This window comes from Arthrobacter sp. MW3 TE3886 (genome assembly GCF_041262145.1).
In the GTDB taxonomy this organism is placed as follows: Bacteria; Actinomycetota; Actinomycetes; order Actinomycetales; family Micrococcaceae; genus Arthrobacter.
This window is the reverse complement of sequence record NZ_JBGCAN010000001.1, coordinates 1,492,043-1,508,637: the sequence shown is the minus strand read 5'-3', so window position 1 is coordinate 1,508,637 and position 16,595 is coordinate 1,492,043. Positions and strand designations below refer to the sequence as shown.

Genomic DNA, 16,595 nt, shown 5'->3' with positions numbered 1-16,595 from the left:
GGTCACAACAAAGGGCCCCGGACCTTCGTCCGGGGCCCTCTGGGAGGGTTTCCTAGTAGCGGTAGTGACCGGGCTTGTACGGTCCGGCCACGTCGACGTCCAGGTACTCGGCCTGCTCCTTGGACAGCTCGGTCAGCTCCACGTCGAGGGCACCCAGGTGCAGGCGGGCGACCTTCTCGTCCAGGATCTTGGGCAGGACGTACACCTGGTTCTCGTATTCACGCTCGCCCTCGGGCTGGCCGGCCTTCGTGAACAGTTCAATCTGGGCGATCGTCTGGTTGGCGAAGGAGTTGCTCATGACGAACGAGGGGTGTCCGGTGGCGTTGCCCAGGTTCAGCAGGCGGCCTTCGGACAGGACGATGATGGACCGGCTGCCCTTTCCCGTGGCCGGGTCTGCTTCGAAGACCCACTCGTGCACCTGGGGCTTGATCTCGACCTTCTTGATGCCGGGGACCCGCGCCAGGCCGGCCATGTCGATCTCATTGTCGAAGTGGCCGATGTTGCCCACGATCGCCTTGTCACGCATCGCGGCCATGTGCTCGGCCATGATGACGTCCTTGTTGCCGGTCGTGGTGATGAAGATGTGGCCTTCGCTGAGGACGGATTCCAGCTTGGCGACCTGGTAGCCGTCCATGGCTGCCTGAAGCGCGCAGATGGGGTCGATCTCCGTGACGATCACGCGCGAACCCTGGCCGCGGAAGGCCTCCGCTGCGCCCTTGCCCACGTCGCCGTAACCGCAGACGACGGCGACCTTGCCGCCCATCAGGACGTCGGTGGCGCGGTTGATGCCGTCCGGCAGGGAGTGGCGGATGCCGTACTTGTTGTCGAACTTGCTCTTGGTGACAGAGTCGTTGACGTTGATGGCCGGGAAGAGCAGCTTGCCCTGCTCCGCCAGCTGGTACAGGCGGTGCACGCCCGTGGTGGTCTCCTCGGTGACGCCAAGCAGGAGGGCGCCGATGCGGGTCCATTTCTGCGGGTCGGCCTCGAGGGAGGCGCGCAGCACGTCCAGGAACACCCGGCCTTCCTCGGACTCGTCCTCGGCGGCGGCGGGGACGGCGCCGGCGGCCTCGAAGTCGACACCCTTGTGCACCAGCATGGTGGCGTCGCCGCCGTCGTCCAGGATCATGTTCGGACCCAGCTCAGGGTTGGCGTCGGCGCCCGGCCAGGTGAGGATCTGCTGGGCGGTCCACCAGTACTCCTCCAGCGTCTCGCCCTTCCACGCGAAGACGGGGACGCCCTGGGGGTCCTCGACGGTGCCGTTGCCGACCACCACTGCGGCGGCGGCTTCATCCTGGGTGGAGAAGATGTTGCAGGAGGCCCAGCGGACTTCGGCGCCGAGGGCGGTCAGGGTCTCGATCAGTACCGCGGTCTGGACTGTCATGTGCAGCGATCCGGCGATCCGGGCGCCCTTGAGCGGCTGGCTGGCGCCGAACTCCTCGCGCAGGGACATGAGTCCGGGCATCTCGTGCTCGGCGAGGCGGATCTGGTGGCGGCCCGCCTCGGCCAGGGAAATGTCCGCAATCTTGTAATCGAAAGTCATGTGCATCCTTTGTTGTGGCCGGTGGCATTGCGTGCCTGGAGCTGGTGATTCTGGATTCAGAAGTATCTAAGCAGTCATTCGGTGCCGCGGGCCTCCCCGATGGGTGCCCGGCAGCGATCTTGCGGGCCGCTATTCGGCGGCGTGGCGCGGGGCGGCGGTGTGCGGGCCGGCGTCGTGCTGATCAGCGGCTGCGGCCGCAGCGGCGGGCAGCAGTTCCGGCGGCAGCAGCAGCGGGATGCCGTCCTCGATCTTGTACCGCAGCTTGTTTCCGGCGCCATCTGCCGTGACGGTGACGAGCTCGTCGCCTTCCTGCACCAGGCCGGAGCCGGTGACGGGGCATCGCAGGACAGACAACAGTTCGGAACTGAGCTTGGGCATGGTGAACGCTCCCTGATGGGCGCCGCAACAGGGCGCCGGTGGCTAAGTGGCTGACGGCTTTTTGCAGTTTCCACCCTACCGCCAGTTGGCGCCTTAGGAAGGTTCGCGCAGGACGCGCAGATGTCCGCGCCGGGCGCCCTCGGCCGGGGCCGGGGCTTCCAGCGCCGGGTGCAGCGTGCGCTGCCCCTTCGCCGTTTCCGCCGCAGCCGGACGGGAGGCCGCCTCGCGGACTGCGTTGGCGAGGGCCAGGAGGTCGTCGGGGCCGGGGCCGGCCGGGGTCGCGGGCATCGCCAGCCGCATGACTTCCCAGCCGCGCGGCACGGTCAGCGAGTCCGCGTGCTGTTCGCACAAGTCGTAGCAGTGCGGTTCGGCGTACGTCGCCAGCGGGCCCAGGACGGCTGTGGAGTCGGCGTAGACGTACGTCAAAGTGGCCACCGCAGAATTGCGGCAGGCAGACCTAGAACAAATACGAATTGCACCCACGACATCACAGACTACTCCCCCTCGGACCGGGGGCTGTGCATTGAAACGTCTGTGGTTCTGCCGCGGCGGGGCCGCGGCGGCGCGGCGGCGGATCGCCGTCGGGGCTGTATCGCGTATTTCATTGCGCGGGTTTAGAGTCAAGATATGCAGTCATCGCACCACGATTCGGGTTTCACGGTCCGGTTGGCTGACCCCGACGCCGGACGCACAGGCGCCGGTTCCGGCCCCGCCGGCGCGCCTCTGGCCGGGTCGCCCGCCACTGTCCAGGGAAAGAGCTTCCGGCAGCGCCGCAGGAACCGGCACGGCCGGGGCCTTCGCGGCGAGCTCATGCTCCCCACCCTGCCCGGGTACCGGACCCGTTCCGACCGCTTCGATGACTTCGTCCTGGACTCAGCCCAGCGGCTGCACGACATCTGGGGCAAGCCGCTCGACGGCGTCCGTTTCGCCGTCGACGAGATCCCCCCGGGCCTGGAGCAGCTCGTGGCGGACCGCACGCCCGCGCCGATGGGCGCCTTCACGGCCGCGACGGCCGAGGACGGACCGGTCATCACGCTGTACCGCCGGGTTGTGGAGCAGGCGTGCGGAACCCGGGACGAGCTGCAGGACCTCGTGCACGACGTCGTCGTGGAATACACCGCCGAAATGCTCGGCGTACCCCCGGAGTCCCTCGACCCCGTCTATCGCCGCCGGTATTAGCCGGAGCCTCGCCCGACGTCCTGCCCTAGTAGCCCTAGTAGCCCTAGTAGCCCTAGTAGCCCAGCGTGACGGGTACCTGCCGCTGTCCTGCCGCTTCCGGTGCCAGCGGCACCGCGGAAATGTCCTCCCGGCCGTCCCGCGCCAGCACCAGTGCCCCGTACGCCGGTTCCCCGGCGGCGGACACCACATAGCCCACGAGCGGCGAGCCGCCCACGTCCGCGGGGATCTTGATGGACGTGGTGGTTCCGCCGGCAATATCGGCGGTGCCTGCGGTCCGGATCTTGCCGTCCGCCGTGATCGGGGTGTAGGTCACTGCCGCACCGCCGGCAGGGGCACCGAGGACGAGCTGCCGGTCTCCGGTGCGCGGAACCGCAACGATGTGCTGGCTGCCCAGCCGGGCCGAGGCGGCGGAAAACGCGATGTCCGCAGCGTCCCCGGACTGCAGTCCCCGCGTGAGCCGGGCTGTGGCCGCGAACGAGACGTCAGAGCTCGCCGCCACGGTGTAGGTCCCGGCCGGGACCCCGGCCAGGGAAACTTCCGTGACCGCGCCGGCCTTCGCCGTGACCACCCCGCCGCCGGGCAATGCTTTCTGGCCGTCCGGACCGTACAGCTTGATCTCGACCACGGCGTCGGCGGCACCCGGCACGGCGACTTCCAGGGCCGGGCCCGCGTCGGCGAAGCCGGGCTTTGCCTTGAGCGCGGCCAGCGCCGCGGGGTCCTGGATTTCGAGACCGGTGGCCACCTGGCTGACGGATGGGGCGGTGCCGGGAGTGATGAAGTCGACGCCGCCGGGCGTGAGGCCGCGGAGCACGCTTTGCTGGATCACGGCGGCCACCGGGCCGCCGGTGCTGCGGACCCGCACGCCGAGCCGTTCCTGTCCCGGCGCGAGCCCGGCCAGGATTATGGAGCGGGTGGTGCCGGGCGCCACCAGCAGGCCACGGCTCCCGGGAGCCTGGATCGGGCCCTCGGCGCCAAAGAGGTCCAGGCTCACCGTCGCCGGCGTGCTGGAGGCATTGGTCAGGTTCAGGACGGCCGACCGGCCGAGGGCCGTGTTGGCGCCGACCAGCCAGAGATCGTTGCCGGGTTGCTGGCAGGAGGCGGCCGCGGAACCTTGCAGGTCCCCGTCCTCGGCCGTGTAGCTCAGGACGGCGCCGGCAGCTGCCTGGTGGTTGTTTTGGGCATCCGCGCTGAGGACGCTGATGTTGTCCACCTCGCGCTGGGGCACGACGCCGGCGATCAGCACGGGCGTGCGGGCCGCAGCCGCGGAGGCTGGGGGCGCGGAAGCTGTGGGCGCTGCGCCCGGCGCGATTTCGGCGAGGGCAGCACCCTTCAGCGGGGCGAGCCGGCTGCCGGGGATGATGCCCGCGCTTGAGCCGAGCACGGCAGCGCTGACGGCCGTCTTCGCGGTGGCGGATTCCGGACTGAACTGGGGGTCGGTGCCCACAGGGGTACCCTCGAGCAGCCGGGCCGGACCCGGGCAGACCCCTACGCTGCTGCCGGCCGGAACCGCGGCAACGGGGGCCTCAAGCTGCCTGCTGGCGGGGCTTTGGGGCGTCAGCGACGCCGCCGACACCAGGCCCCCGCCCGCGGCAACGAGGGCGGCCGCGGAGAGGATCCCGCCGATCACTCCGACCCGAGGCAGGCCCCGCTTCCGCCGCGACGGACCCGTCTCGGTTTCGGTTTCTTTTTCGTTGTCGGCCTTAGACATGCTGGTGTTCCTTACGCAGGGAGGCTTCGTCCCTGGACAGGCCGGTGTTGGACCGGCGGGCAGGCATGGGCACGGCCAGGAGGACGGTCAGCCCGATCATCACGGCCTGCGCAAGTCCGATCAGGACAGCCCACGGCGCTTCATAACGGATGCTCAACTGGCCGCCCTGGGCCGGCAGCGTGAAGGCCTGGGACCATCCCGACGTCGTTGAGGTCAGGCGGCGCCCGTCGAGCCAGGCGCTCCAGCCCGGATCAGCCCGCTCGGCGAGCACCACCAGGCGGCCCTCGGGGCCGGCCGGGACAGTGCCGGCGGCCGAGACTTCTTCCGATGGGAGCAGGCCGATGGCGGCGCCGCTGCCGTCCACCACACGGACCCGGTGCGCGACGTCGGAGTCCGTGATGCCGGGCCGGCCCAGCGGGCTGACCCGCCAGAGCCAGCCCGTCCCCGTCTGGCCGACGGCGACGAGTCCGGGGACTGCGTCCATGCGGCTGGCCGTCAACTCGGAGGCGGAATCGGCAACCCGGAGCACGACAAAGCCGACGCCAAGCCGCTCGAGGTCTGCCCGCGGATCCACGCCCTCGCCGGCCACGATGGTGGCCACGACGTTCCGGAGCGATCCGGCGACGGCGTCGTCGTCGCGGACCGTCTCCTGGCCCGGCGCCCCCATGATGTTGCGGGCAGCGGCAATCGTTGAGAGAGCGTCCAGGGTGGTCCCGGCTCCGCGCATGAGTGTTGCGTCGAAGCTTCCGTCCTCGTTGCTGGCAATCAGGAGCGTCCTGGACTGTTCCGGGCCCTCGCCGCGGTCAACCGCCGTGGCGGGCAGGGTGCGGGCCTGGGCAGGCTGGACGAGCCTCGGGGTCCCGAGGCCGGCCGGTGCTGCTGCGGCGGCCAGTGCCTGTGTTGGTGTCTGTGTTGGTGTCTGCGACGTGGGCTGCAGCAGGTTTTGTGCGGTCCACACGGTGAACCCCGCCAGTGGCGCGGCCAGCAGCAGGACCATGGATGCCGCGGCCGCGCCGCGGATCAGAATCTTCCGTGCCAGTCCGGTACCGGCGGTCCGGCCGGCGGCGTCCAGGAGTCCTTCGGCGGCGATCAGGGCAGCGCCCAGGAACGCGAACCCGGCCGCCGAAACAGCGGGGCCGGGGAACGGCGTGACCAGCACCTCGGCGCTGGCGCCGGAGGCGACATGCCCGGCGAGCCAGCCGCCGGCCAGCATCAGGACCGCCACGGCCCACAGGCAGCGTGCCGTCCGGGTGCGTCCGGCCAGCACAAGCCGGCGCGGCATGAACAGTGCGGCGAGGGCCAGCAGGAGCACGGGCAGCCCGAACAGCAGGGCCAGCAGCAGCGCCCACGGCAGACCGGCCAGCCCGGCGGAGCCCGCGGCGGACCCGCCGAAGGCGCTGAGCCCGGTGAGTCCGGCGCCGGCGTCGAAGTTCAACGGCTGGCCCAGGGCCTGTTGCCACAGTGGGGCGGCGTCGAAACCGAGCGGCAGGCCCGGGTCGGCCAGGAGCGCGCGCGGCCGGTCCAGGACCGAGAAGGCGAAGGGCAGGAACAGTGCCAGGCTGGGCAGGAGCGCCCACCACACCGTGCGGCCGCGCCGGCCCAACAGCACCCCGCAGAGGGCCACGACGGCCATGGACGGCAGCAGCAGCGAGGGCGCAGCGGCGGTGACCACGGCCAGGGCGAGGCCCGCGGCGGCCGCAGCCGTCCACGACGGCGTCCCGTTGACGCCGGGACGGGCGGCCGGCTTGGGGGTGAGCCGTCCCTGGCCCGGGGCCGGTACGGCATGGACGCCGCGGCCCGCGGCGGTGCCGGTCGCCCGGAGCAGCGCCAGGACGAGCACCGGGATCATGACGTGCGCGGCCAAGGCGCCCAGCCGGCCCTGGTTAAGGGAAACCTGGAGTGCCGGCGCCGCGGCCCACAACAGGGCGGCCGCCAGTCGCAGCCGCCGGCGTGTGGTCAGGGCGCCGGCAGCGAACCACGCGCCCAGCGCGGACAGCGGCATGGCGAGGATCAACAGCCAGCCGACGCCGCCGTTGGCATCGCCGGCGCCGAGCACACCCAGCACCCACAGCAGGTAGCCGAAGGGGTCGCCGTGGCCCGGAAGGCCAGCGCCGAGACTGATCCACCAGGTGGAGGCATGGTTCCAGATTTCGGAGAGGCGCACTGAGACGGGGATCAACGCGCCGCCGGAGACGGCCGGGGCCCGAAACAGGCTGAGCAGTCCCGTCAGGGAGACCGCCAGGGTCAGGAGGATGGCCAGCACCGCACCGCTGCCCACCCAACCGCGGTCCGGGGTGGCGATGGCGGCGAAGTCGTCGGCGTCGCCGGTGGGCTGCTCGGTCAGCGGACCAGGGCCTGTGAGTTCGTCGCCGAAGTCGTCGGCGCCGAGCGCCTCAATCAGGGAGCGCCGGTGTGCCCAGACCTCACGGCGCGGCGTCTGCAGCCCCTTCATGACGGAGCGCCTGATCCGGCGGGTGCGCGCGGCGTTGCGGCGTCCGCGGATCACCGCCGCCGGGCGGCCCAGCGCGCCAAAGGTTGCCAGCAGTTGGGAGAACCCGTGCCCCGGGTCCTTGACCGCAATGCTGAGGACGAGTTTGAACAGGCTGCCCAGCAGGGCGCCGACCGCGTGCAGCGGGACTTTCCAGCCGGCCGCGTGCTTGAGCCGCAGGTGCACCTGTGCCTTGCGCGCGGCGGTCGCGTTGCCCAGGGCGTGGGGACGGTGCGAGACATGGAACATCCTGGCGCTGGGGACCACCACCACGCGGTGCCCGGCGAGGCGGTTGCGCCAGCAGAAGTCGACGTCGTCGCCGCTTCCCGGCAAGGCGGGATCGAAGCCCCGGAGCTCCTCCCAGATGTCGCGGCGGACCAGCATGCCGGCGGAATTGACCGCGAAGGTATCGCTGCGGCCGTCGTACTGGCCCTGGTCGAGCTCGTCGGCGTCGATCAGCGTCAGCCGCTCGGCCCAACGGCTCGTGGAGAGTCCGACGTCGATCAGCCGCCGCTCGGCATGCCAGTCCAGCTGCTTGCAGCCTGCCACCGTGACCGACGGCGCCCGTTCGACCGCACGGAGGAGTTCGGCCAGGGCCTCGGGTGCCGGTGCGGCGTCGTCGTGCAGCAGCCAGATCCAGTCGGCTCCCGGCACGGCATCGGCGGAGCCCTCCGCAGGCCACGGCGCGAGGGCCCTGAGCCCGGCCATGACCGCCCCGCCCATGCCGGATCTGGGCTGGTCGAAGACAGTGACGTTGGCCTTGCCCAGTTCCTGTTCGAGGAGGGCGGCGGAGTGGTCGCGGGAGCCGGTGTCGACACCGATAACGGCGTCGGCCGGCCGTGTCTGGGCCGCCAGCGCCGCAAGGGTCCTGGGGAGAAAATCACCGCCGTCGTGGGCGACCACGACGGCGGTGACTCGTACTTCTTGAAGAATTAGACTGCTCGCTTCCTAAGCCGGCGCCGCTCGCGCTCGGAGAGGCCTCCCCAGATCCCGAAGCGCTCGTCGTTGGACAAGGCGTATTCGAGGCACTGGGAACGCACGTTGCAGGCGCCGCAGACTTTTTTGGCGTCGCGGGTAGAGCCGCCCTTCTCAGGGAAGAAGGCTTCGGGATCAGTCTGGGCGCACAGGGCATCGGTCTGCCAGCCGAGCTCGCCCTCGTCGTCGAATTCCTGCCGGGACGGCAGACCGATCCAGACGGGCTGCGCGGAGGTACCGGTACCGGGCGACTGGAGCTCCATCGGCGGGTCGAGGGGATCGGCGTCCAGGTCCGGGCCGGCCAGGAGTTCGTCGTGCGCTGCGAGGAAGGCCGTGGCGGCTTCCTGCAGGGAATCCTGGGTGTGTTCGTTATAGCGGTCAGCCGCGTCCGGATCCGCCGGATCTACGTACCAGTCAGTCGGCACGCCGCGCGACCGGTATTTCGCCGTGGCCTGGCCGGCAACTACGGCATCTTCATGGATACGCTCTGCTAGCCCCATGGCGTCCCCCTCCTGATTTGCAGCCACTGCAAGACCCCCTTGGACACTCGGTTGAGTGCCGGTTTTTGTGCAGTGGCTTTAGATAACTAATTACACGCGTGTAAGTATCCGGGAGTCAAGCCACGGCGGAGATAATAATCAACTTGATACACAAAGTGGAGGCACGCCACGCCCGGAATTTTTTCGCCTCTCCCGCGAGAACCCGCGGAATAATCAGGGTACTGAGCACTTTCGGGGCTTTTCATTGAATTTTCGGGAAATTTTCCCACGCCCCGCGCGGAGCCCCCCGGACGCGGGAGCCGCCGGAGTGACGGACGTCACGGAGCGGGCGGTGGGATGGGCCGTGGCAAGATGAGGGCATGAGCATTCCGGCAATCGAACTGATGACAGCGCTGCGGTCCGGCCAGGCCACGGCGCCCCGGCTGACCTGGTACGGCCCCGATTCGGAGCGGGTTGAACTCTCTGGCCGCGTGCTGGACAACTGGGTGGCGAAGACTTCCAACCTGCTGCAGGACGAACTCGACGCCGAACCGGGCATGCGGCTGCGCCTGGACCTGCCCGCGCACTGGAAGTCGGTGATCCTGGCCCTCGCGGCCTGGCAGCTCGGCATGGAAGTGGTTTTCGATGACGCGGAGGCGGACCTGCTGGCCACCGCGGACCCGGGTCCGGGCGCTGCCGCGGGCGGGTTCGACGCCGTCCTGGCCGTGTCGTTGCCGGCGCTGGCCATGCGGTGGACGGGCGAGCTGCCCAGCGGCGTCCTCGACTACGCCGCCGAGGTCCGTTCCCATGGCGACATTTTCATGCCCCACGTGGACCCTGAGGCGGAACGTCTCGCGGTCCGCACCTCCGACGGCGCAGTCCATGCGCACGCGGCACTCCTGGACGGTTTTGCCGCGGCCCAGGACCCCGGCCTGCGGCTGCTTGTTCCGGCGGCCGACGGCCTCGAAGCCGTCCTTGCGCTGTCCTTGGGAACCTGGAAGGCCGATGGTTCGGTGGTCCTGGTACACCCCGAGGTTGAAGTGACCGGCAAGCTGCGGGACGCCGAGCGCATCAGCGGGGACTGATCCCCAGACACTGACCCCCGGGCCACCGATCCCCAGCCGCCGATCCCCAGACGCTGATCCCCCGGGCCGGCGGCTCCTTAGGACGGCGGGCCGGGCAGCTCCGAATCGTTGACGGCTTCCCTGACGGCCGTCGTGGCAACGGGATGAGCGTGCGGGTGCCGTTCGATGATCTCGTGGTCGTGCGAGAACTCCGGCTCTGCGTCGAGTTCCTGGTTGAACACCAGGAAGCGGTAGGCAAAGAACCGGACCACGGTCGCGACCAGGATGCCGACCACCCCGGCCAGGAAGAGCATGTTCTTGTCGGTGACCCCCATGCCGTACTTCGCGACGGCGGTAAGGCCGGTGGAGATCCCGATGCCGATCCCGTTGATAATGAGGAACATCACGAACTCGCGCAACACGTTGGCCTGCCGGCGGTGCCGAAACGTCCAAAACCGGTTCGCAACCCACGAGAACACCGTCGCCACGCTGGCCCCGAAGAACCGGGCCTTGGCCTCGCTGTCGGTCATGGGACCGTGCATCAGGTAAAACGTCAGTCCGTTATCGATGACGAACGCGATGCCGCCGACGGCACCGAACTTGGCCACTTCGCGCCAGAACAGCGAGGCCAGCCCGCGCATGCGCTCGTTAAGTGTAGTAATCATGACCCTCCGTGGCCTTCTGGAACTGTCGGCCATTGGGCCAAACGCCCATTTTAGCGCCGTTTCCCGGTAGTCCGCCCTCAGCGGCCGCTCAGGCGGCCCGCTGCGCACCCGGCGCCAAGCGCCGGGCGGGAGGGTACGAAACCCACGCTCCGGCACCGTTCCCGCGCTTGCCAATCCCCAAAAGCCGGGTTCCCGTGAGGTTTTCGGTAGGCTGGGACTTGTGACTTTTCCTGTAATCGGTGTTGTTGGCGGCGGCCAGCTTGCCCGAATGATGGCCCCTGCCGCGACCGCCCTTGGCTTCGAGCTCCGTGTTCTCGCCGAAGGCGAGGACGTCTCCGCTGTCTCTGCCGTGGCTAACGCCCCGGTCGGAGACTACAAGGACCTGGAGCATCTGCTCGAGTTCTCCCGCGGCCTCGACGTTCTGACCTTCGACCACGAACATGTCCCCACGGCGCACCTGCGGTCCTTGATCGATGCCGGCGTGAACGTCCATCCCGGCCCGGATGCCCTGGTCAACGCCCAGGACAAGCTGGTGATGCGCGCCGCGATCGACCGGCTCGAGCTTCCGAACCCCACGTGGGCCGCCGTCGCCAACGTCGCGGACCTCGTCGCCTTCGGCGAGCAGACCGGCTGGCCGGTGGTTTTGAAAATGCCCCGCGGCGGCTACGACGGCAAGGGCGTGCGCATCGTGTCCTCGGCCGAGGACGCGGCGGCCTCCGCCGACTGGTTCGAGGCCATGTCCCCCCTGCTGGCGGAAGCCAAGGTGGAATTCAGCCGGGAGCTCTCGGCCATGGTCGCGAGGACGCCGGACGGTGAAACACGGGCCTGGCCGGTGGTGCACACCATCCAGGTGGACGGCGTGTGCGATGAAGTCATTGCCCCGGCCCTGGACATCCCCGTCGATGTTGCCGCAGCCGCGGAGAACGCCGCGGTCCGGATCGCCAGCGAACTCGGCGTAACCGGGGTCATGGCCGTCGAGCTCTTCGAGACCCCGGGCGTGGGCGCCGGCTTCCTGATCAATGAACTCGCCATGCGCCCGCACAACACCGGGCACTGGACCCAGGACGGCTCGGTGACCAGCCAGTTCGAGCAGCACCTGCGGGCCATCCTGAACCTGCCGCTGGGAGCCACCGACCTGCTGGGGCCCGTCGTGGTGATGAAGAACTTCCTCGGCGGCGCCAACCAGGACCTCTACTCGGCTTTCCCCGCCGCCCTCGCGAGCGAGCCTGCCGCGAAGGTGCACTGCTACGGCAAGTCCGTCCGGCCCGGCCGGAAGATCGGCCACGTCAACCTGGTCGGAACCTCCACCGCCGACGTCGACTCCGTGCGGCAGCGGGCCACCACCGTGGCCGACATCATCCGGAACGGCCGGACCCACGCCGGCGCAATGCCGGCAACCTCCGAGGAGACCGCATGAGCACCGCACGCAACGCCGACGCCAACAACGCAGGAACCCCCCTCGCCGGCACCCGCGCGGACACCCCGCTCGTGGGCCTCGTGATGGGCTCGGATTCGGACTGGCCGGTCATGGAAGCCGCCGCCGAAGCCCTCGCCGAGTTCGGAATCCCGTTCGAGGCCGACGTCGTCTCGGCCCACCGGATGCCCACGGAGATGATCCGCTACGGCCAGACGGCCCACGCGCGCGGTCTTCGCCTGATCATTGCCGGCGCCGGCGGTGCCGCGCATCTTCCCGGCATGCTCGCCTCGGTCACTCCCCTGCCGGTGATCGGCGTCCCCGTGCCGCTGAAGACCTTGGACGGCATGGACTCCCTGTTGTCCATCGTGCAGATGCCGGCCGGCGTTCCGGTCGCCACTGTCTCAATCGGCGGCGCACGCAACGCCGGCCTCCTGGCCGTGCGCATGCTGGCCTCCGGCACGGACGAACTCGCCGTCCAGCTCCGGGCGGACCTCCTGGAGTTCGCCCAGGAACTGAACGACGCCGCAACCCAGAAGGGCGCAAACCTGCGGCACAAGGTCAGCGAAGTGTTCGCCGCCGGAAACGTCACCCCGCGTAGCAGCAATTAAGGCAGCCATTAGGAATCCCGGCATGAGCAGCAGCTACGCCCCCACACACCGCACTGACAGCCCTGGGCAGTCCGGGCGGCCATTGGGCGACCCGGTCCGGCACCCCTCCGGCGCCCCGTCCCCGGTGCTCACCAAGCGGGCGTTCGTCCTGATCCTCATGACGCTGCTGGTTCCCGGCAGCGCCCAGATCGTCGCGGGCAACCGCCGGCTTGGACGGGCTGCGCTGCGCGTGACCCTCACGGTCTGGGCGCTGGCCCTGCTGGCCGTGCTGCTCCTGCTCGTGTCCCGCTCCACGCTGATCAACCTCCTCACCGGCACGGTACCCTCACTCTTGCTGGTGCTCGGCCTCGGGTGCCTGGCCATCGGCTGGGCCGCCCTGTTCCTGAACACCTTGCGGCTGATCCGGCCCGGGCTGCTCGCCCCCAGGGTCCGGCCCGCGGTGGTGCTGGCGCTCGTGCTGGCCATGATCCTCAGCAGCGGATCCCTGGGCTACGCTGCCTATCTGCTCAACGTCGGCCGCGACGCCATCGGCAGCATCTTCTCCGGCTCCGGCCCCACCCTGGAGCCGTCCGAGGGCCGGTACAACTTCCTGATGATGGGCGGCGACGCCGGAGCGGACCGCACGGGCCGCCGGCCGGACAGCCTCTCAGTGATCAGCGTCGATGCCAAGACCGGCAGCACGGCCATCATCTCCGTGCCCCGCAACCTGCAGAACGCCCAGTTCAGCGCCGAATCGCCGATGCGCCAAGTGTACCCGGAAGGCTACAACTGCGGCGACGAATGCCTGATCAACGCGATCAACACCGAGGTCACCAACCAGCACCAGGACCTCTATCCCGGCGTGGCCGACCCCGGCGCTCAGGCCACCCTCGAAGCGGTGTCCGGAACGCTGGGCATCAAGGTCCAGGCCTACGTGCTCGTGGACATGGACGGCTTTTCCAAGCTCATCGACGCCATGGGCGGCATCCGGATCAAGGCCGGCGGCTGGGTCCCCATCAGCGGGCCGATGGTGGATGAGGCCAACGGCATCCACGGCATGCCGGACGGCTGGATTCCGGCGGGAGACCAGACGCTCGACGGCTTCCACGCCCTCTGGTACGGCCGGTCCCGGGAATTCGTGGACGACTACGCCCGCATCCAGCGCCAGCAGTGCGTGCAGCAGGCAATGCTGAAGCAGCTCGACCCGGCAACACTGCTGGCCAAGTTTGAGGACATCGCCAAGGCCGGCACGAAGGTGGTCGAATCGAACATCTCCTCCGGCCAGCTCGGCAGTTTCGTGGACCTGGCCATGAAGGCCAAGGGACAGGACGTCAGCCGCCTGACCATCGGTCCGCCCGACTTCGACGCTGCCTTCTCCACGTCCCCGGACTTCGACGTCATCCACGAGCGGGTGGCCAAACTGCTGGCCAGCCCGTCCGCCGGCGCAGCCGGTGACACCGCCGGTGACGATGCCGTCCTGCAGCCCGGAACGGCCGCCGGGCCGCTCTCCGCCGCCGGCCCCGCCCCGGCCACCGAGCCCCCGCCCGCGCCGTCGGACTTCACCCCGGTAACCACCACGCCGGACGGCGAGCCGATCACCGAAGAGATGCTGAACCAGTTCAAGCGCAACGGCGACGAGCAGTCCATCCGCGACCTCGTCGCCACCAATGGACAGTGCGCGCCGCTCTAACCGCCGGGCAGCGGTTCTGACGGCAGAACCGCGACCACATTTCGTTGACGAGACATTTCATTCATCAGACAGGGACCAGGCCATGTACGAACTTGAGAACGTCCTCCGGCCCTACGCCTGGGGCTCCCCGACGGCCATCGCCGAGCTGCTGGGCAGGCCGGCTTCCGGCGGTCCCGAAGCGGAGCTCTGGATCGGCGCCCACCCGGACTCCCCGTCTGTCGCGCTGACGGCGGCGCCCGGCGGTTCCGGCCGGCACGCACCCGAAACGCACGACGGCGGACGGCTGGCGCTGGACGCCTTGATTGCCGAGGATCCGGAACATTGCCTGGGCGGCGCGAGCGTGGCCGCTTTCGGTCCGCGCCTGCCGTTCCTGCTCAAAGTCCTCGCGGCCGAGGCGCCCTTGTCCTTGCAGGTGCACCCGACGCTCGCCCAGGCCCGGGAGGGCTTCGCACGCGAGGAAGCCGCCGGCGTCGACCCTGCCGCGACGGAGCGCAACTACAAAGACGATAACCACAAGCCCGAAATGATCTTCGCGCTGACCCCGTTCGAGGCGCTCTGCGGGTTCCGGCCGGCCGCGGAATCCCGGGCGGTCTTCGAGCACCTGGCGGCGTGCTTCGAGCTCGCCGGGCTGGAGCTGCCGCCGCTGGTCCCGCTGCTGCTCGAAGACCTGGCGCAGCCGGATGAACCCGCGGCCCTGCGCTCCGCCTTCGAGCGTCTCATCACCGGCGGCGGGGACGTCGCCGAGGCGACGGCGACGATCGTCGGAGTCCTCATCTCCGGTGCCCCCATGGCTGGGTACGAGGCGGAACTGTCCACCGCGGTAAGCCTGAACGGCCGGTACCCCGGAGATCCGGGCGTGCTGATTTCCCTGCTGCTGAACCGGATTTCCCTTGCCCCGGGTGAGGCCGTCTACCTCCCGGCCGGCAACGTCCATGCCTACCTGCACGGCCTCGGCATCGAGGTCATGGCGTCCTCGGACAACGTGCTCCGCGGCGGGCTCACGCCGAAATTCGTGGACGTGCCGGAACTGCTGAAGACTGTCGCGTTCGAGGCGGTCGCCGTGCCCATGCTTCCCGCCGAGACCTCCATGCTGGGCCAGGAACTCTTCCGGCCGCCGTTCCGGGAATTCCAGCTGCAGCGGATCGAACTGGCGCCCGGGGCGGAGCCCGTCCCGCTGGCGCAGTCCGGCGCCGCCGTCGTCATTGTCACGGCCGGCTCCGTCCGCCTCGACTCCCCCAAGGGCGAGCTGCGGCTGGAACGGGGCGCCAGCGCCTTCCTGACCGCCGCAGAGGCCCCGGTCAACGTCCACGCCGTCTCCGGCGCCACCGGCACCGCCCTGGCATTTGCCGTTACCACCGCATTGGAAGCCTGACACCATGGATTATTTCCTGCAGAGCCCGCAGTGGGCACAGTTCCAGCGTTCGCTCGGACGCACGGTCCACGAACAGTCCGGCCCCGGGTGGCGCTTCCTCGCGGTCGAGGAATCCAATCCGGCCGGAAAGCTGCTGTACTCCCCGTACGGCCCGGTCGCCGAGTCGCTGGCAGCATTCGACGCCGCACTGGCGGCCCTGACGGACCTCGCCCGGAGCAGCGGGGCCGTGTTTGTCCGGGTTGAACCGGTCACCGCAGGGTTCGCCGCCGCCGAGGCTGACGCCGTGCTCCGCAGCCGCGGCCTGCAGCCGGCGCCGGCCAGCCAACAGCCCGAGCTCAGCTGGATCGTGGACCTCGACCGGGATTTCAAGGACGTCCTGGCGGACATGAAGCCGGCGAACCGGAACCTGTTCCGCAACATCCACAAGAAGGGCGTGACCTTCCGCTCCAGCCAGGACCCGGCCGAGATCGCCGTTCTCCTGGAGTTCCTGCACATGACGGCCGCCCGCAACGGCTTCAAGCCGCAAAGCGACGAGTACCTGAGCCAGGTGGCGCACTCGCTCATGCCGGCCGGAGCCGCGACGCTTTTCATCGCGGAGCTCGAGGGCCAGCCCATCGCCGCGGCCCTGGCCTACGATTCGGCCGACACCCGGACCTACGCCCATGCCGCCCTTGACGACACCCACCGCAAGCTCAGCGCGGGCATTCCCCTGCTCATCACCCTGATGGCGGACGCCCAGGCGAAGGGCCTCAAGCACGTGGACCTCTGGGGCGTGGCGCCGGCGGACCAGCCCGACCACAAATGGGCCGGGTTCACGGCGTTCAAGAAATCGTTCGGCGGCCGCGGGATCGCGTATCCCGGAACGTGGGACCTGCCGGTCCGGAAGGTGCGCTACGGCAGCTACCAGCTGGCCCGCAAAGGCGCCCAGCTCGCGAAGAAGCTGCGCGCCCGGTCCCGGGCCCTCGTTAACCGCTAACCGCTAAGGGCCAGCAGGCGGCACCGGCCAGCCGGGGCCACCCGGCCCGCCGCGTCCCGGCGGCAGGTGTTGGTGGC

The 16,595-nt window shown here is 69.7% G+C and carries 14 protein-coding genes; 7 read left to right on the top strand and 7 right to left on the bottom strand.

The features are described 5' to 3' along the window. Positions 1 to 52: 52 nt before the first annotated feature. From ahcY to ABH915_RS06885, 3 genes are all read right to left on the bottom strand, one after another. On the bottom strand, positions 53 to 1,540 hold the full coding sequence (gene ahcY, locus ABH915_RS06895) for an adenosylhomocysteinase (protein WP_018774678.1): 1,488 nt from the start codon (positions 1,538 to 1,540) through the stop codon (positions 53 to 55). Positions 1,541 to 1,669: 129 nt separating this feature from the next. Further along, the gene (locus ABH915_RS06890) at positions 1,670 to 1,918 is read right to left on the bottom strand and encodes a hypothetical protein (RefSeq protein WP_370119261.1); all 249 of its coding nucleotides are present in this window, start codon (positions 1,916 to 1,918) and stop codon (positions 1,670 to 1,672) included. Positions 1,919 to 2,011: 93 nt separating this feature from the next. Continuing rightward, positions 2,012 to 2,401 carry a DUF3499 domain-containing protein gene (locus ABH915_RS06885; protein WP_026537763.1) on the bottom strand — a complete coding sequence of 130 codons (390 nt, stop codon included), beginning with the start codon at positions 2,399 to 2,401 and terminating at the stop codon, positions 2,012 to 2,014. A gap of 144 nt (positions 2,402 to 2,545) precedes the next feature. On the opposite strand from ABH915_RS06885, the gene ABH915_RS06880 reads away from it, so the two are divergent. Further along, a complete protein-coding gene (locus ABH915_RS06880; RefSeq protein WP_370119257.1) occupies positions 2,546 to 3,097 on the top strand; it encodes a metallopeptidase family protein in 552 nt (183 codons plus the stop codon). Between the two features lie 52 nt (positions 3,098 to 3,149). On the opposite strand, the gene ABH915_RS06875 is transcribed toward ABH915_RS06880, so the two are convergent. The 3 genes from ABH915_RS06875 to ABH915_RS06865 are packed head-to-tail and all read right to left on the bottom strand — an operon-like array spanning position 3,150 to position 8,768. Next, complete coding sequence (locus ABH915_RS06875) at positions 3,150 to 4,805, bottom strand: DUF5719 family protein (protein ID WP_370119254.1); 1,656 nt, start codon at positions 4,803 to 4,805, stop codon at positions 3,150 to 3,152. Continuing rightward, positions 4,798 to 8,196: a glycosyltransferase family 2 protein gene (locus tag ABH915_RS06870; protein ID WP_370119251.1), complete on the bottom strand. Its 3,399-nt coding sequence runs from the start codon at positions 8,194 to 8,196 to the stop codon at positions 4,798 to 4,800. The genes ABH915_RS06875 and ABH915_RS06870 overlap by 8 nt, the downstream gene beginning before the upstream one ends. Positions 8,197 to 8,225: 29 nt before the next feature. Continuing rightward, positions 8,226 to 8,768, bottom strand: a complete 543-nt coding sequence (locus ABH915_RS06865; RefSeq protein WP_081801649.1) for a WhiB family transcriptional regulator — start codon at positions 8,766 to 8,768, stop codon at positions 8,226 to 8,228. Positions 8,769 to 9,127: 359 nt separating this feature from the next. Between ABH915_RS06865 and ABH915_RS06860 the strand changes: the two genes are divergently transcribed. Next, positions 9,128 to 9,832 (top strand): TIGR03089 family protein, encoded by a 705-nt coding sequence (locus tag ABH915_RS06860; protein WP_370119248.1) that lies wholly within the window; start codon positions 9,128 to 9,130, stop codon positions 9,830 to 9,832. 77 nt (positions 9,833 to 9,909) lie between these two features. On the opposite strand, the gene ABH915_RS06855 is transcribed toward ABH915_RS06860, so the two are convergent. Beyond that, the gene (locus ABH915_RS06855; protein ID WP_370119245.1) at positions 9,910 to 10,476 is read right to left on the bottom strand and encodes a GtrA family protein; all 567 of its coding nucleotides are present in this window, start codon (positions 10,474 to 10,476) and stop codon (positions 9,910 to 9,912) included. Positions 10,477 to 10,744: 268 nt separating this feature from the next. Between ABH915_RS06855 and ABH915_RS06850 the strand changes: the two genes are divergently transcribed. From ABH915_RS06850 to ABH915_RS06830, 5 genes are all read left to right on the top strand, one after another. Then, positions 10,745 to 11,893 (top strand): 5-(carboxyamino)imidazole ribonucleotide synthase, encoded by a 1,149-nt coding sequence (locus ABH915_RS06850; protein ID WP_370124955.1) that lies wholly within the window; start codon positions 10,745 to 10,747, stop codon positions 11,891 to 11,893. An 83-nt stretch (positions 11,894 to 11,976) separates the two neighbouring features. Beyond that, positions 11,977 to 12,501, top strand: coding sequence for a 5-(carboxyamino)imidazole ribonucleotide mutase (purE, locus tag ABH915_RS06845; protein WP_370124954.1), 525 nt, complete (start codon positions 11,977 to 11,979; stop codon positions 12,499 to 12,501). A 22-nt stretch (positions 12,502 to 12,523) separates the two neighbouring features. Further along, positions 12,524 to 14,170 (top strand): LCP family protein, encoded by a 1,647-nt coding sequence (locus tag ABH915_RS06840; RefSeq protein WP_370119242.1) that lies wholly within the window; start codon positions 12,524 to 12,526, stop codon positions 14,168 to 14,170. A gap of 82 nt (positions 14,171 to 14,252) precedes the next feature. Continuing rightward, positions 14,253 to 15,542, top strand: a complete 1,290-nt coding sequence (manA, locus tag ABH915_RS06835) for a mannose-6-phosphate isomerase, class I (protein WP_370119239.1) — start codon at positions 14,253 to 14,255, stop codon at positions 15,540 to 15,542. 4 nt (positions 15,543 to 15,546) lie between these two features. After that, a complete protein-coding gene (locus ABH915_RS06830) occupies positions 15,547 to 16,518 on the top strand; it encodes a lipid II:glycine glycyltransferase FemX (protein WP_370119236.1) in 972 nt (323 codons plus the stop codon). Positions 16,519 to 16,595: the final 77 nt, after the last annotated feature.

Bases quoted from the DNA above. Each gene is read 5' to 3' on its own strand.
- manA (WP_370119239.1), top strand. From the start codon at position 14,253: ATGTACGAACTTGAGAACGTCCTCCGGCCCTACGCCTGGGGCTCCCCG.
- ABH915_RS06840 (WP_370119242.1), top strand. From the start codon at position 12,524: ATGAGCAGCAGCTACGCCCCCACACACCGCACTGACAGCCCTGGGCAG.
- ABH915_RS06865 (WP_081801649.1), bottom strand. From the start codon at position 8,768: ATGGGGCTAGCAGAGCGTATCCATGAAGATGCCGTAGTTGCCGGCCAG.
- ABH915_RS06860 (WP_370119248.1), top strand. From the start codon at position 9,128: ATGAGCATTCCGGCAATCGAACTGATGACAGCGCTGCGGTCCGGCCAG.
- ABH915_RS06830 (WP_370119236.1), top strand. From the start codon at position 15,547: ATGGATTATTTCCTGCAGAGCCCGCAGTGGGCACAGTTCCAGCGTTCG.
- ABH915_RS06890 (WP_370119261.1), bottom strand. From the start codon at position 1,918: ATGCCCAAGCTCAGTTCCGAACTGTTGTCTGTCCTGCGATGCCCCGTC.
- ABH915_RS06880 (WP_370119257.1), top strand. From the start codon at position 2,546: ATGCAGTCATCGCACCACGATTCGGGTTTCACGGTCCGGTTGGCTGAC.
- ahcY (WP_018774678.1), bottom strand. From the start codon at position 1,540: ATGACTTTCGATTACAAGATTGCGGACATTTCCCTGGCCGAGGCGGGC.
- ABH915_RS06850 (WP_370124955.1), top strand. From the start codon at position 10,745: ATGATGGCCCCTGCCGCGACCGCCCTTGGCTTCGAGCTCCGTGTTCTC.
- purE (WP_370124954.1), top strand. From the start codon at position 11,977: ATGGGCTCGGATTCGGACTGGCCGGTCATGGAAGCCGCCGCCGAAGCC.
- ABH915_RS06855 (WP_370119245.1), bottom strand. From the start codon at position 10,476: ATGATTACTACACTTAACGAGCGCATGCGCGGGCTGGCCTCGCTGTTC.
- ABH915_RS06875 (WP_370119254.1), bottom strand. From the start codon at position 4,805: ATGTCTAAGGCCGACAACGAAAAAGAAACCGAAACCGAGACGGGTCCG.